This window comes from Spirosoma oryzicola, assembly GCF_021233055.1.
GTDB lineage: Bacteria > Bacteroidota > Bacteroidia > Cytophagales > Spirosomataceae > Spirosoma > Spirosoma oryzicola.
The window spans coordinates 483,257-497,378 of record NZ_CP089538.1 but is presented as its reverse complement, the minus strand read 5'-3'; the positions used below and the strand labels follow the sequence as shown (position 1 = coordinate 497,378).

Genomic DNA, 14,122 nt, shown 5'->3' with positions numbered 1-14,122 from the left:
ACTAACTGGTAATCAAGCATTTGAAGCCCAATAAATACGTTCTTATTTTACTGGCCACTATTACGGCATACGTACTCGTTGAGTATTACCGCCCGAAGCCGCTGGACTGGACACCTACCTACGAAAACGACGATAAGATTCCCTTCGGTACAAAGGTGCTGTATGAACTCTTGCCTGATGTCATGCAGCAGGCAAACGTCAGCACTGTGCGGCTGCCTGTCTACAATTTCTTGACCGAAACCAAATCGGCGGTTCGCAGTAACTACGTCTTTATCTGCCGGGATTTCAACGCCGATGGTAATGACCTGAAGCAGCTACGGGCGTACGCTAATCGCGGTAATAACGTCTTTATCTCGGCGTATAGCTTTCCGGACTCATTAGGATCGGTACTCGGTTTTAAAGCAGATGTGAAAGAACCGAACAAAGCGGACACAACCCTTCGCCAGAACCTCGTCAATCCGAAAGTAGCCAAATCGGGCGGTTATAATTTCTTCCACGATGATGGCCGGAATTTCTTGACGATCACGAACAGCCAGCGAACAACCGTCCTGGGTCGTAATGCGCGAAAAGAGCCGGTTTTCATTCGGGTTCAATACGGAAAAGGATACTTTTTCATTCACAATCTGCCCCTGGCTTTCACGAACTATTACGTGCTTTCGCCCAGAACGTCGGATTATACGTTTAAAGCGCTCTCTTACTTGCCAGCCTTACCCACTTATTGGGATGAGTACCAGAAGCAGGGCCGCTTCGACGAGGAACAACAATCCATTTTCCGCTACATCTGGAGCCAGCCTGCTTTGAACTGGGCGTATTATCTGGTAGTCTTCGGTTTGCTCTTCTACGCTATTTTTGCGGGCAAGCGCACCCAACGCATCATTCCGGTAGTTGAACCGCCCCGAAATACTTCGCTGGATTTTGTAAAAACCGTAGGACGGTTGTATTTTCAGCAAGGCGACCACGACAATCTGGCCCGTAAGCGCATTCAGTATTTTCTAAGCGACCTGCGTGAACAATACAGCCTGAACACAACTGTTCTCGACAAAGAGTTTACGGAAACACTGGCTCAAAAAAGCGGAACCTCGTTGACAGAAACAGAAGAGTTGGTTCGATTACTGCGTGATGCGCAAAAAAGTATTTCCTTGTCAGAGTATGACTTGCTGACGCTCAATGCCGCCATCGAACGATTTAAACACCAAACCGTCTGAACCACGATTTATGTGATTACACCATTTGACTATGCTTATTGCTTGCCTGCAAGAAAAAATCGTAGTCATTGAATGAATCTCACAAACGCTGGTTCTGACACCTTTTATGGAAAATAGACAAACGCGCATAGACCTAACCTCTCTCAAAAGCACAATTGATGCAATTCGGTCGGAAGTCGGTAAAATTATCGTGGGTCAGCATCAGACTGTCGATTTATTATTGACGGCCCTACTAGCCGACGGCCACGTTCTGATTGAAGGCGTTCCGGGTGTCGCTAAAACGCTGACCGCCAAATTACTGGCAAAAACCATGTCGGTGGGGTTCAGCCGCATTCAATTTACGCCCGATCTGATGCCGTCGGATGTATTGGGCACTTCGGTTTTTATGCCGAAAACAGGTGATTTCGAGTTCAGGAAAGGCCCTATCTTTTCAAACCTTGTGCTCATTGATGAGATCAACCGCGCTCCCGCCAAAACGCAGGCCGCGCTTTTTGAAGTTATGGAAGAACGTCAGGTAACGAACGACGGCACGACGTATCATCTCGAAGAGCCGTTTATGGTCCTGGCTACGCAAAACCCCATCGAACAGGAAGGTACGTATCGACTTCCCGAAGCCCAGCTGGATCGTTTTTTGTTTAAAATCGTCGTGGGTTATCCCGATGCAGCCGCCGAAGTTGACATTCTGCGTGGTCACCATCAGCGACGAAACCTCAACGATGCGCTTGATGCAGTTGAGCCTGTAATTACCGCTGAGCTATTGGCAACGCTGCGTGGTCAGGTTCACCAGGTTCATGTTGAAGACAACCTGTTCGATTACATCGCGCAGATCGTTCAGGCGACTCGCGCGAACAAGTCGCTGTATCTTGGAGCATCCCCTCGGGCATCGGTTGCCTTGCTCAATAGTGCCAAAGCTCTGGCTACACTACGAGGCCGCGACTTTATTACACCCGAAGACGTTCAGGAGCTAGCCGCTGCGGTCCTACGCCACCGAGTACTACTCACGCCCGAACGTGAGATGGAAGGAGGTACACCCGACGAAGTAATTGCGCAGCTGGTACAGAAGATCGAAGTACCCCGCTAATCACCCACCGATGCCGCATGACTACTGTACATTGCCAATCCGCTCGCTTTTTATCTGGTCTATTCTGGGTAAAGTGGTCGTATTTGCTTTGTACATGCTTCATGGCTAGCTATTCGTACGGACAGAACCCAACAAAAGAACAACTCGCAGGAACCTGGATCGGCGTCCGTACAGAATGGGACTCAAATGCTTTTTGCCCGTTACCGGTCTACATTCAGCTAGAAGCTGACGGTACATACCGGCTTGGCACGATAGACGGTTCAGTCGAGACTGTTTCTTCGACATGGGCAGTTGATAGCCTGGTGCGTTTAGACACCGTTCATTTTGCGCCGAAGTTGGTTACGCTGGAAAACGATTTGTTACGAATCGGGACGAACTACCCACTGGTTTTTCGGCGCTTCACGGCCATTCCGCTCGACTCCGCTACTGCCCATCAGCAGTTGAGCGGTCGGGTCTGGCAGTCCGATAGCCTGTCTTTGTTTATTCACGCCAACGGTCAGCTGATGGTCGAGGATCGGAAGTCCAGCCAACGCACCGCTCATTTTTGGCAACTGGCGCGGTTTGGAACCTCTTTGTTCCTGATCATTGGCGGTAATCAGTACCGTTTTCGCGAGGGCAACTATAAATTTATTTGGCAACTTGGTAGCTTTTCGCCTACGCTTATTCAAGCCATTGGCTCACATGGTCGTTCTTCCGTAACACAACCGTTTCGGCTCGTGCGCCGTTTGTCACCTGGTGATTCGTGCCGTCCGTCGGGTTTTCAGCCCTGCGCGAATTGTCTTAGTCGGATGATGGCAGGTTCAGGACTTGGTCAATCACACAAGCGTTACGATCTAAACCAGCTTTTAGCAACGTATTACAAACCCATTATCAGACAAGGCCAATCGGGAATAATTCGCTTACAGTTCGTAATCAATTGCGAAGGTGCCCAAGGCATGTACCACGTGAGCGGCTTCGATGCGGATTACTGCCCTAAAACCTTCTCTACTCAGGTAACCAGTCAGTTACTCGATATTTGCCGAAACTACTTAACCGCCGACCGCTTGTTATCAGCGGATGAACGTTCTTCAATGGACGTTCCGGTATCGTTTACGATCCGCCTTAAAGACGGTCAGATCACCGATATTCTACCATGAAGCACTTTCTTCTCTTACTACTATTCTGGCCGATTCTAGCTTCTGCCCAAACGAGTAAGACGATACTAACTTCGTATCAGCATATGCTAGCCATTAATCGTACCACCCAGCCAACGTTTCTCGGTTCTCCAAGGCGCGGCCAGTCTGCGCCTGCTAACCCGCAGAACTACCGTTTTCAGGCGATGAACTATTTGTGGGAAGGAAACTACGAACAGGCGGTTGTCGCGCTGGAGAACGTCGCTTTGTTGCCGAAAGGACAGGGATTTGCGGGTGAAATGTATCTGACTCAATTACACGATTACGACCGAGCGCTGTGTCACCTAACGGCTTACGACGCTTCAACGCCGACCTTCGACGATATGATCGGTAACAATCCGGTGAGTTATCTGCTTGGCCTCACGTACCGGAGTTTGGGAAATCATGCGGAAGCGATCAGCCAGTTTTCGAGAGGAATCGATTCGCTGGCTATCAAACATGGATCAAAATGGGTTAATTACCGGCATTTTGTCAGTAGAGCCGTGAGCTATCTAGCGATCAACCAGCCACAAAAAGCACTGGACGATTTAGAAAAAGCCTCCCAAAATTACAGCCGTAGCGCACTGGCTCAGTACCATCGAGGACAGGCCCTGAAACAACTGGGCCGGAAGGAGGAAGCCCGAACCGCTTTTCAGAATGCGTCATTCCTCTTCAAAGCTTTACGCGTTGAACGAACGGCTAATTATCAGGAAGACGAATCAAACCCACTCTACGAGCCTGAAATAGACCAAGCGCTCGCCAACCTTAAACCGTAAGTTTTGAAAGCTATCCGCCCTCTTTTCGTCGCTACTCGCCTGTGGTTTGTCCTGATTGCCTTTGTCGTGCTGTTTGTGGCGGCCTACGCGTTCCCGCTGCTGTTTCCGCTGGTACAGATCGCTTTTGTCATTTTCGTTATTCTGATCGGACTAGATGGCTGGTTGCTGTTTCGAACGAAAAACCAGTCTGTAGGATCGGCCTTTTTTGCGCGTCGCGAGGTGCCTGACCGACTGTCCAACGGCGACGAAAATCCGTTGACGATCTATTTGGAAAACCGGTATTCATTCCGAGCCGATGTCGACGTAATTGATGAAATCCCATTCCAGTTCCAGCGACGCGATGTGCTGTTTCGGGCACGACTAAACCCGCGCGAAACGCAGGCGATCCGCTATGAACTTCGACCAACTCGTCGGGGCGAGTATAGCTTCGGAGCGGTTAACGTATTTGTCAAAACTCCCCTCGGCTTGCTGAAACGACGCTACCAGTTTGAACAAGGCAAGATGGTAGCCGTTTACCCATCGTTTCTACAAATGCGTCAGTACGAACTGCTGGCCGCAACCAATCGCCTGAACGAAGTTGGTATAAAACGGATTCGGCGCATTGGTCATAGCATGGAATTCGAGCAGGTACGCCCCTACGCTACTGGTGACGATGTGCGAACAGTTAACTGGAAAGCCACCGCCCGACGCACCGATGCACAAGGAACTTCACTGATGATCAACGCTTATCAGGATGAACGCTCTCAGCCGGTTTACTGCCTGATTGACAAGGGACGCGTGATGCAATCACCGTTTGAGGGGCTTACGTTGCTCGACTATGCCATCAATGCCAGTCTGGTGCTGAGCAACATTGCCTTGTTGAAACAAGACCGTGCGGGTATCCTAACCTTCTCCGACCATGTCGGCCAGCTTCTTCCCGCCGACCGTCGAACAGGGCACATGCTCAAGATTCTGGAGTTGCTCTACCGACAGAAAACGCGCTTTCTCGAAACGGATTACGAAAGTCTGTACGCCAGCGTTCGCAACCACATCCGTCAACGCAGTCTACTTCTGCTGTTCACTAACTTCGAAACGGTTAGCGCCATGCACAGACAATTGCCGTACCTGCGTCGGCTAGCTAAAGATCACCTGTTATTGATCATTTTTTTCGAGAACACCGAACTCAGGAGCCTATTAGATCAACCAGCGAGCGACACCGAACAGATTTACCTGAAAACGATCGCGGAGAAGTTTGCTTCTGAAAAAAAGCAGATTATAAAAGAGTTAAGCCAATACGGTATTCAGACCATATTGACCGCCCCGCAAAACCTGACGGCTAATACGGTCAACAAATACCTTGAATTAAAAGCCAGAGGAATGATTTGACAAGTAGATCTTGGCTCTTTGTGGTGTCAGGTTTTCGAAGCGTTATTGCCAAAACACGTAAAAATGATTGTGGTGTCGGCGGGGCCGCCCGCGCGGTTCGCAAAACCGACACCACGAGAATATAAGGCTTGTTACTCGTTAGTTGTCGCCTAGATTGCCCTTTACCGATTCGTAATTCGATTTCAAACGTCCCATTTCCTGCGCAAGAAACGTTTGTAACTGACGATTGAAATCTTCCTTTTCATCGTCGGGTAGCGATGTGTAGAGGTCCTTCAACTCTTGGTTGATTGCAGCTCGTTCGGCATCATCAGTGGCATTGATCGAGCGGTAATGGTATTTTTTGAAATCGTACTGCATAGTCTATAAAAAGACTGGACGTTAAATACGGAATAAGTCCAGTACCTAACGTCCAGTTATGGATTGCTTGAAGAATTACTTAGTTAGCTCCCGCAGTTCTTTCAGACGAGCCCGCTCCACAGAACCGGAGACGATAATGCTGACCTCATACAAAGCGGCCAACGGTAGCGCAACCAGCACCTGACTGTAAATATCAGGCGAAGGGGTTATGATACCCGCCACCACCAGAATCACAATCCAGGCGTGTTTGCGGTACTCTTTCATAAACGAAGGTGTCAGCACACCTACTTTCGAGAGCACAAACGCGACAATCGGCATTTGGAACATTAACGCACAACCTAACGAAAGCGTCACCAGAATACCGATATACGATGTGATGTCAAACTGGTTTTTAATCTCAGGGGTAATTTGATAATTCGCTAAGAAATTGATAGCCAGTGGCGATACAATAAAGTAACCAAACATCAGTCCTAACAAGAACAGCATCGATACGTAAAACACGGCTCCCCGAGCAGCATTTTTCTCCGACGAGCGCAAGCCGGGCTTGATAAACCGCCATAATTCCCAGAAGGCATACGGAAACGCAAAGCACAGACCAATAATTAACGACGACGTAAGCGCCATTGTGAACTGGTCAGATACTCCCAACGCCTGCAACTCAAAGTTCAACTTCTTGACGCACAAGTCGGCATAACCCGTCATATCTGACAGCTTACACATCATCCGGTAAGTCCAGAAATCAGGGTTTTTAGGCCCCATAATAACGACCCTGAATATATCCTCAATGAAAATAAAGGCAATTAGGGCGAACACAAAGATGGACCCAACGGCCCGGATAATGTGCCAGCGAAGCTCCTCCAGATGGTCCAGAAAGGACATCTCTTTACCTTCGGCGTCGATCTCTTCGTCGGTCAGTTGATCTAGTGGCATTGTATTAATTAGCGAATGAGTAAATAAGCGAATGAGTTGGTAAAAACCAGCGAGACTTACGGCCTAACCCACTCATTCGCTCACTCACGATTAACTTTTATAGAGTGGAAATGCTTTCATCCACTCATTGATTTCTTCTTTAACGGTCGCTAAAGTTGCTTCGTCGTCGTGGTTCATCAACACCTTATCGATATATACGACAATTTGCTCCATGTCCGATTCCTTTAAACCACGGGTCGTCATGGCCGCTGTACCCACGCGGATACCCGACGTGATCATTGGCGACTTATCATCGAACGGAACCATGTTTTTATTGATCGTGATGTCGGCTTTGATCAACGTGTTCTCGGCCAGTTTACCGGTCAAGCCTTTCGAGCGCAGGTCGATCAGCATCAGATGGTTGTCTGTTCCACCCGAAATGATCTCGTAACCCCGGCTCAAGAAAGCGTTGGCCATAGCTTGCGCATTGGCTTTTACCTGTACGGCGTAATCGTAGAAATCGTCGGTCAGCGCTTCGCCGAAGGCAATCGCTTTAGCCGCGATGATGTGCTCAAGCGGTCCGCCCTGCGTTCCGGGGAACACACCCGAATCGAGCAGCGACGACATCAGCCGCAATTCACCTTTCGGGGTTTTGATACCAAACGGATTTTCGAAGTCGTTCCGCATCATGATCATACCGCCCCGTGTACCGCGCAGTGTTTTGTGCGTGGTGGTCGTGACGATGTGTGCATGCGCTAGGGGGTCATTCAGTAATCCTTTGGCGATCAGACCCGCCGGGTGCGATACGTCGGCCAGCAGTAACGCTCCGACTTCATCGGCAATGGCCCGTAACCGAGCATAATCCCAGTCGCGGCTGTAGGCTGACGCGCCACAGATCAGCATTTTCGGCATTTCGCGCTTGGCCGTTTCTTCTACGATGTCGTAGTTGATAACACCCGTTTCTTTTTCCACGCCATAGAATGTAGGCCGGAAATATTTACCCGAAATGTTGACCGGCGAACCGTGCGTCAGGTGACCACCGTGCGACAAATCAAAGCCCAGGATGGTATCGCCGGGTTTCAGCGCAGCCAGGAAGACAGCTGTGTTAGCCTGCGCTCCGGAATGCGGCTGTACATTGACCCACGTAGCCCCGAAAAGTTCTTTGGCACGATCAATGGCAATCTGCTCAATCTGGTCGACTACCTCACAGCCACCATAATACCGCTTGCCGGGCAGTCCTTCCGCATACTTGTTAGTCAGTACGCTTCCAGCCGCTTCCATAACGGCGGGTGAAACAAAATTTTCAGATGCAATCAGTTCAATACCCGACTCCTGCCGGTGTTGTTCTTTGGCAATCAGGTCAAATACCTGCGTATCGCGGGTGGTGGTGACGGTAGTCATGCTTCGAGCGTTTTGTGCATTCGATTAGTCAACGTCTGGTTGAAAAAAAAGATACTAGTGAACAACCAAACAAGCAATTAGACACAAAGGTACAGCGGAAAACGGTAGAATAAGCAGGATCTCCTCAAGATCAGTCCTTCGAATTTAGCGGAATTACAGACCGAAAGCAATCTTTATTCAATCCTATGCACGGCATATGCGACAAGCGTCCGAATTCACCAGATTATTTTGCTTTTTGCACCGTTTGGTAGTGTAGTGGAGTCATACCGGTATGTAGCTTAAACTGCCGATGAAAATGTGAACTGTTGTTAAATCCACATTCAAGGCCCACTTGCCCAATGCTGATATCGACCTGAGTGAGTAGTTTACGAGCGTGACCGATCCGTAACTCGTTTAAGTACTCGACAAACGATTTTCGGGTCCGTTTTTTAAAGTAACGACAGAAAGCGGCTGGTGCCATGCCCGCTACGGAGGCAATTTGCTCAACCCGTATCTCTTCCCGAAAATTTGTTAGCATGAAATCGAGTACACGCTTCATTCGCTCGGTTTCAGCAGCACCGGGAGCGAGTTGGTAGCCATCGCTGGCCAGAAGTGCGGCCTCTGAATCAGCGGCTAGTTCATCCAAAATTTCCAGCAAACCGAGCAGTTGCAGAAACCCTGTTCGTTCGGGCAGTTGATTTAGCTGCGTTCGAACCGCCAGGCCAGCGGCTGGACTAAAGCGTAGCCCGTAACGCGAACGCTCCAGCAATCGCTGTATTGCGCTGGCTTCTGGTAAAGTTGTTAAACCCTGTTGCGAAAACTCACTTGGAAACTGGATAACAATTGATTCCACCTCTTGCGTTGATCCAGGCTGGTAAAAATCTTCGTCACTGCGCCAGAAATGAGGTAAGTCAGGACCAATCAATACCAGGTCTCCGGCAGTAAATGGCTCAATATGATCGCCCACAAAGCGACGCCCGTATCCTTCTACGATGTACGTTAGTTCGTATTCCGGGTGATAATGCCAGGGAGCATCGAAGTAAGGCATCTTAAATCGACGGACCAGCAGCGAGCTTTGACCAGCAAAAGGTACCTTCTCAAACAATGCCTTCATCTATACGCTATCTTAACCTAATTATGCAAATCACTTTACATCAATGATCAAAATTAGACATAAATCTGAAAATACTGGCTTTACTTGCAATGAAGTAGCAAATTAACTTTGTTAAGCATTCGGCTGTTCCTAAACCCATTAAATCATAGAACTGTATGGAGGCTACCCGCTCTAAAGAATCGCTACTCGATGAGTTAGATGCGCCTTACACGCTTGACCCAGCAGCTATCGATTTTTACCGACAGCGCGGGTATGTCAAACTAAAACACGTACTGAGTCCCACCCTTCTCGACTACTACGACAACATTATTACGGAGTTAGTCTTTCGGCTCAATACACTTAGTAAACCGATGGAGGAACGGAGCACCTACGAACGGGCATTTCTCCAAATTATGAATCTCTGGCGGGAGGACGAACAGGCCAAAGCGTTTGTTTTTTCTAAACGACTAGCCAAAATTGCGGCTGATCTGATGGGCGTTCAGGGTGTTCGGCTTTACCACGATCAGGCGCTTTATAAGGAACCGTCGGGAGGAATTACACCCTGGCATGCCGACCAGTTTTACTGGCCGCTGGCGTCACCAAACACAGTTACGGTCTGGATTCCTCTCCAGGAAACGCCCATGCAAATGGGACCATTGGCTTTTGCCGAAGGTAGTCAACACGTTGAGATTGGCCGCGATCTGGAAATTAGCGACGAAAGCGAGAATATTCTGGCGGATGAACTACAAAAACAGAAGTTTACCGTTCATGACACGCCGTTCGATCTGGGTGAAGTCAGCTACCATGCGGGTTGGACATTTCACCGCGCTGGCCCCAATACGTCAACTCAACCGCGTAAGGTTATGACCATGATTTACATGGACAAGGAGCAGATCATTAGTCAACCTCGCAACGAGTTTCAGGTTGCTGATCTTACGAAATGGCTAAATAACGCGCCCATTGGCAGCCACCCCCAGTCGGATTTGAATCCCGTATTGTTCAGTTATTAGCTAATCCATAGCGGCTAGGGAGCTATCTGTGATGATTTACCGCTATTAACTAACGACTATTGCCGTTTTATGGAAGTATTTTTGCAGTATTTCTGTTACACCTGCAAACCATTACTTACCCAAGGCGGTATGAAATCATTTTTCGCACTTTTTGTGGGGCTACTTATTAGTCTTGCAACAACAGCGCAGATTCGTAAAGACCCTACCAATTGGTCGGCCCAGGTCGATAAGCAGCCGGCTAAAGTGGGCGATGTAGTCAGCATCAAGATTCAGGTCAGCATTGGCGACGGCTGGCACATGTACTCAAACGATCTTGACCCGAATGTTGGCCCCGTTCCAACATCGTTCAAATTTGCCAACTCGGACGCGTTCGCGCTCGTCGGCAAAACGACCCCTGTCGGCGTCGAAGAAATTTTCGAAGAAGTGTGGGGAGCCAAAGTTCGTCAGTTCAAGAATAAGGCAGTCTTTATTCAGAAAGTTAAAGTTCTGAAGCCAACGGCCACTTTCTCGGGAACGGCCGAATACCAGGTTTGTTCGGACAAAGACGGTGTATGCCTCCCCCCCACCGAAATTGAATTTTCGGCAGCAATTAAAGCTTCGGAACAAGCGACCACGCCAGCGGCTACTACAGCAACTGTAGCGTCTACTTCGAAAGCGACCACGGCGGTTACGTCCTCGGCGTCTGATACGGCGGTAGCGGCTACTGCACCCGTTTTGCCAGACACGGCTGACGCAACGGCATCAACGACACCCATCGTCAAAGAGGTATTGAAACAGCCCGTTCAGTCCATGAACGAATCAGCCACAACGTCGGGGGGATCGTTATGGGGCTTTATGCTGGCCGCTTTCTTGTCCGGATTGGTTGCGCTGCTTACGCCCTGCGTTTTCCCAATCATTCCCGCAACGGTTAGCTTTTTCACGAATCAGCAGGGTGGGCAGTGGAAAGCCTTGTTATACGGAGCCTTTATCATTGGTATTTATGTGCTGGTAGGCACGGTCGTTTCGCGAATCAACGGCCCAGCTTTTGCAAATTTTGTCAGTACACACTGGATACCCAATATCCTATTCTTCGCCATATTTTTTGTTTTTGGTTTATCGTTTCTGGGCTTGTTCGAGATCGTACTGCCGAACTCGCTGATTAACCAGGCAGATTCCCGTTCCGAAAAAGGCGGTATCCTCGGTATTTTTTTCATGGCCTTCACGCTGGTTCTTGTTTCCTTCTCCTGCACAGGCCCTATCGTTGGTAGCTTGCTGGTAGCCTCGGCGGGTGGTGAAGTCGTGAAACCAATTCTGGGTATGGCTGCTTTCTCGTCTGCTTTTGCCGTACCGTTTACTTTGTTCGCGGCTTTTCCGCAATGGCTTAAAAATCTACCCCGTTCCGGCGGATGGCTCAACTCGGTAAAAGTTGTCCTCGGCTTTCTGGAACTGGCGTTGGCCCTGAAATTCCTGAGCGTTGCTGATCAGGTATACCACTGGCATCTGCTGGACCGCGAAGTATTCCTCTCGCTGTGGATTGTTATTTTCGCCCTGCTCGGCTTTTACTTTCTAGGAAAAATTCGGTTGCCGCACGATAGCGAAACCAAGTATGTGAGCGTTCAGAAGCTGTTATTGGCCATAGCTACGTTCTCATTCGTGACCTACATGATTCCCGGCTTATGGGGAGCGCCGTTGAAAGCTCTGTCGGGCTATTTACCGCCTGAAACGTCACAGGATTTCAACATGAACCAGCCAGCGGCTATAGGTAGTCAGCAACCAGCAGGTAACTCTATAGCGGAACCAATCAAATACGCTAATCTTTTCGATCTGCCCCGTGGCCTGCAAGGTTTCTTCGACTACAAGCAGGGACTGGCATACGCGAAAAAAGTAAACAAGCCCGTCTTTATTGACTTTACTGGTCACGGTTGCGTGAACTGCCGCGAGATGGAAGCCCGCGTTTGGTCGGACCCCGCCGTAAAGTCACGGCTGCAAAATGATTTCGTGTTAATTGCCCTCTACGTCGACGATAAGACCGAACTACCCGAATCGGAATGGTATACCTCTACGTATGACCAGAAGGTTAAGAAAACGATTGGTGCCCAGAACGCCGATTTACAAATCACGAAATACAACAACAATGCTCAGCCGCACTATTGCCTTGTCAACAGCAACGGCGAGCTGCTGGTAGCTCCCAAAAACTACGATCGAAGCGTTGAGAACTTCGTTGCTTTCCTTGAATCAGGTAAGAATAAGTTTTAAGAACTGACTTTGAACTACAAACGAAAGCCCCGCCAGTGTTGGCGGGGCTTTCGTTTGTAGAATATGGCGACTTTTGACTTTTGCTTAGGCCGTAACCTTGGCAGGAGCCTCGTTAGCCTGGATAAACTCGATATCCGGTTTTGATTGATCAGCGATGGTTACCCGACCACGTTCTTTGCGAACAATGCGCGAGTACAGCGAAATCTCCTGATCGAATAAGAAGCGGAAAAACAACCGAACGTACGACGTATGGTATTTCAACGTATCATAATACTCAGGTGCCGATTTCTTGAGATCAGGCAGCTTGTTCCAAGGAATTGATGGAAAATCGTGGTGTTCGTTGTGAAAACCTACATTCAGGTTTACGCCGTTCAACTGACCGTAGTAGCTATAAGTCTCTTGCTCCGGGTCGAGGGTTAGGTAATGTTCCTGAATCCAGCGAGCGCCCAGCGGATGAAGCCCAACCGAGAAGAACAAGCACAACACCAAGAAGATTAAAGCTTTCCAGCCAAACAAGGCAACGATCAGCACATCGAACGCAACCTGAACAATCATATTCGTGGCTACCCATTTGTCAATCACAGCCAGTTCGCGGCAACGAATCGTCCGGATACCCTGAAAGATAGGGAAGAAAAGCAGCCAAAGCGCCTTACCAATTGCGTAGTTGTTGATAAGCTTGGCTTCATACCAGTCGGGTAAGTCAGCATCTAGCTCGTGCACGCCTTGGAATGCATGGTGTTTGATGTGAAAGTTTTTAAAGGATAGCGCTGTTGGGAATACCGTTGGCAGATTGGCAAAAATGGCCGCCCACATATTGGCAGCAGGCTTACGAAAAATCAGGTTGTGCGCAGCTTCGTGAATGCAGACAAACAGCGTATGCGCCGGGAAAGCGCCGATAAACCAGGCAGCCGCGACAACGACCCACCACGATTGGTCACGAACCAGATAAGCGATACCTGTCATCAGGGTAACGCAACCCAGAATGATCCAAAACGTTGTTGGATTCTTTTGGCCGATAAGCTTCTTAACTTCTGGATGAGATTTTAAGATCTGCCGAGTGCGAATGCGGTGGGGTTCGGTGGTATTCGAGTTGACAAAATTGGTGAACGTTGCCATAAGTAAGTGTTGCCGGTACAATTCGGTGAAAAACGAACGGTAAATTTAATAACTTTTCCGATTGTATTGGCTACCTATGCCCTTGTATTTATATAGTCTTTATAGTAGATTTTTTCTGAATCGTAACGCGTACAACTAACCGCTGCATGATGGTTGTAAACTAGCACTTCGCAGTTAGGTTCCGAACAGATCACTGTCAATGTAGCAAGTCTTTAAATTATGTCTGCTAGTCTAATGGGCGTATCAAACGTAGATATATTCCATCAATCCATCGATGGTTGTGTTTCGTTTTGTGGTAAGATATCCGCCTTTATCTGTTCGATTACGCGCTCAGCCATTTGTGCTGCGCCCCGTAACGCACCAAAAATGATGCAAAGCGGTAAAATAATGGGCAGGAAAAAGACCCATTGAAAGAGCATATACAAGCGGAAATTTCTCATCGGT

Annotated in this window: 13 protein-coding genes; 7 read left to right on the top strand and 6 right to left on the bottom strand. The window is 48.8% G+C overall.

Going from position 1 to position 14,122, the window contains the following annotated elements; translation table 11 throughout:
• Nucleotides 1-20 precede the first annotated feature (20 nt).
• The 5 genes from LQ777_RS02040 (at nt 21) to LQ777_RS02020 (ending at nt 5,578) form a co-directional block, all read left to right on the top strand.
• Nucleotides 21-1,205, top strand: a complete 1,185-nt coding sequence (locus LQ777_RS02040; RefSeq protein ID WP_232560853.1) for a DUF4350 domain-containing protein — start codon at nt 21-23, stop codon at nt 1,203-1,205.
• Nucleotides 1,206-1,311: 106 nt separating this feature from the next.
• Nucleotides 1,312-2,286 carry an AAA family ATPase gene (locus LQ777_RS02035; RefSeq protein WP_232560852.1) on the top strand — a complete coding sequence of 325 codons (975 nt, stop codon included), beginning with the start codon at nt 1,312-1,314 and terminating at the stop codon, nt 2,284-2,286.
• A gap of 101 nt (nt 2,287-2,387) precedes the next feature.
• Entirely contained in the window at nt 2,388-3,422 is a 1,035-nt protein-coding gene (locus tag LQ777_RS02030) for a hypothetical protein (RefSeq protein WP_232560851.1), read from the top strand.
• Nucleotides 3,419-4,213: a tetratricopeptide repeat protein gene (locus tag LQ777_RS02025; RefSeq protein ID WP_232560850.1), complete on the top strand. Its 795-nt coding sequence runs from the start codon at nt 3,419-3,421 to the stop codon at nt 4,211-4,213. Before LQ777_RS02030 ends, LQ777_RS02025 begins: the two co-directional genes overlap by 4 nt.
• A 3-nt stretch (nt 4,214-4,216) precedes the next feature.
• Nucleotides 4,217-5,578: a DUF58 domain-containing protein gene (locus LQ777_RS02020; protein ID WP_232560849.1), complete on the top strand. Its 1,362-nt coding sequence runs from the start codon at nt 4,217-4,219 to the stop codon at nt 5,576-5,578.
• A 138-nt stretch (nt 5,579-5,716) separates the two neighbouring features.
• On the opposite strand, the gene LQ777_RS02015 is transcribed toward LQ777_RS02020, so the two are convergent.
• From LQ777_RS02015 to LQ777_RS02000, 4 genes are all read right to left on the bottom strand, one after another.
• Complete coding sequence (locus LQ777_RS02015; RefSeq protein WP_232560848.1) at nt 5,717-5,935, bottom strand: hypothetical protein; 219 nt, start codon at nt 5,933-5,935, stop codon at nt 5,717-5,719.
• Nucleotides 5,936-6,010: 75 nt separating this feature from the next.
• Nucleotides 6,011-6,865, bottom strand: a complete 855-nt coding sequence (gene tatC / locus LQ777_RS02010; RefSeq protein ID WP_232560847.1) for a twin-arginine translocase subunit TatC — start codon at nt 6,863-6,865, stop codon at nt 6,011-6,013.
• Between the two features lie 90 nt (nt 6,866-6,955).
• Complete coding sequence (locus LQ777_RS02005; RefSeq protein WP_232560846.1) at nt 6,956-8,245, bottom strand: serine hydroxymethyltransferase; 1,290 nt, start codon at nt 8,243-8,245, stop codon at nt 6,956-6,958.
• Between the two features lie 223 nt (nt 8,246-8,468).
• Entirely contained in the window at nt 8,469-9,338 is an 870-nt protein-coding gene (locus LQ777_RS02000; RefSeq protein WP_232560845.1) for a helix-turn-helix domain-containing protein, read from the bottom strand.
• Nucleotides 9,339-9,493: 155 nt separating this feature from the next.
• Between LQ777_RS02000 and LQ777_RS01995 the strand changes: the two genes are divergently transcribed.
• Both LQ777_RS01995 and LQ777_RS01990 read left to right on the top strand, forming a co-directional pair.
• Entirely contained in the window at nt 9,494-10,327 is an 834-nt protein-coding gene (locus LQ777_RS01995) for a phytanoyl-CoA dioxygenase family protein (protein WP_232560844.1), read from the top strand.
• A gap of 129 nt (nt 10,328-10,456) precedes the next feature.
• Complete coding sequence (locus LQ777_RS01990; RefSeq protein WP_232560843.1) at nt 10,457-12,562, top strand: protein-disulfide reductase DsbD family protein; 2,106 nt, start codon at nt 10,457-10,459, stop codon at nt 12,560-12,562.
• Between the two features lie 84 nt (nt 12,563-12,646).
• Here the strand turns inward: LQ777_RS01990 and LQ777_RS01985 are convergent, their stop codons facing one another.
• Complete coding sequence (locus LQ777_RS01985) at nt 12,647-13,678, bottom strand: fatty acid desaturase (RefSeq protein ID WP_232560842.1); 1,032 nt, start codon at nt 13,676-13,678, stop codon at nt 12,647-12,649.
• A gap of 263 nt (nt 13,679-13,941) precedes the next feature.
• The gene (locus LQ777_RS01980; RefSeq protein WP_232560841.1) at nt 13,942-14,118 is read right to left on the bottom strand and encodes a hypothetical protein; all 177 of its coding nucleotides are present in this window, start codon (nt 14,116-14,118) and stop codon (nt 13,942-13,944) included.
• Nucleotides 14,119-14,122 lie beyond the last annotated feature (4 nt).

Coding starts and splice junctions, on each gene's coding strand:
- LQ777_RS01990 (WP_232560843.1), top strand. CDS start 10,457: ATGAAATCATTTTTCGCACTTTTTGTGGGGCTACTTATTAGTCTTGCA.
- LQ777_RS02000 (WP_232560845.1), bottom strand. CDS start 9,338: ATGAAGGCATTGTTTGAGAAGGTACCTTTTGCTGGTCAAAGCTCGCTG.
- LQ777_RS02025 (WP_232560850.1), top strand. CDS start 3,419: ATGAAGCACTTTCTTCTCTTACTACTATTCTGGCCGATTCTAGCTTCT.
- LQ777_RS02030 (WP_232560851.1), top strand. CDS start 2,388: ATGGCTAGCTATTCGTACGGACAGAACCCAACAAAAGAACAACTCGCA.
- LQ777_RS01980 (WP_232560841.1), bottom strand. CDS start 14,118: ATGAGAAATTTCCGCTTGTATATGCTCTTTCAATGGGTCTTTTTCCTG.
- LQ777_RS02005 (WP_232560846.1), bottom strand. CDS start 8,245: ATGACTACCGTCACCACCACCCGCGATACGCAGGTATTTGACCTGATT.
- LQ777_RS01995 (WP_232560844.1), top strand. CDS start 9,494: ATGGAGGCTACCCGCTCTAAAGAATCGCTACTCGATGAGTTAGATGCG.
- LQ777_RS01985 (WP_232560842.1), bottom strand. CDS start 13,678: ATGGCAACGTTCACCAATTTTGTCAACTCGAATACCACCGAACCCCAC.
- tatC (WP_232560847.1), bottom strand. CDS start 6,865: ATGCCACTAGATCAACTGACCGACGAAGAGATCGACGCCGAAGGTAAA.
- LQ777_RS02015 (WP_232560848.1), bottom strand. CDS start 5,935: ATGCAGTACGATTTCAAAAAATACCATTACCGCTCGATCAATGCCACT.
- LQ777_RS02035 (WP_232560852.1), top strand. CDS start 1,312: ATGGAAAATAGACAAACGCGCATAGACCTAACCTCTCTCAAAAGCACA.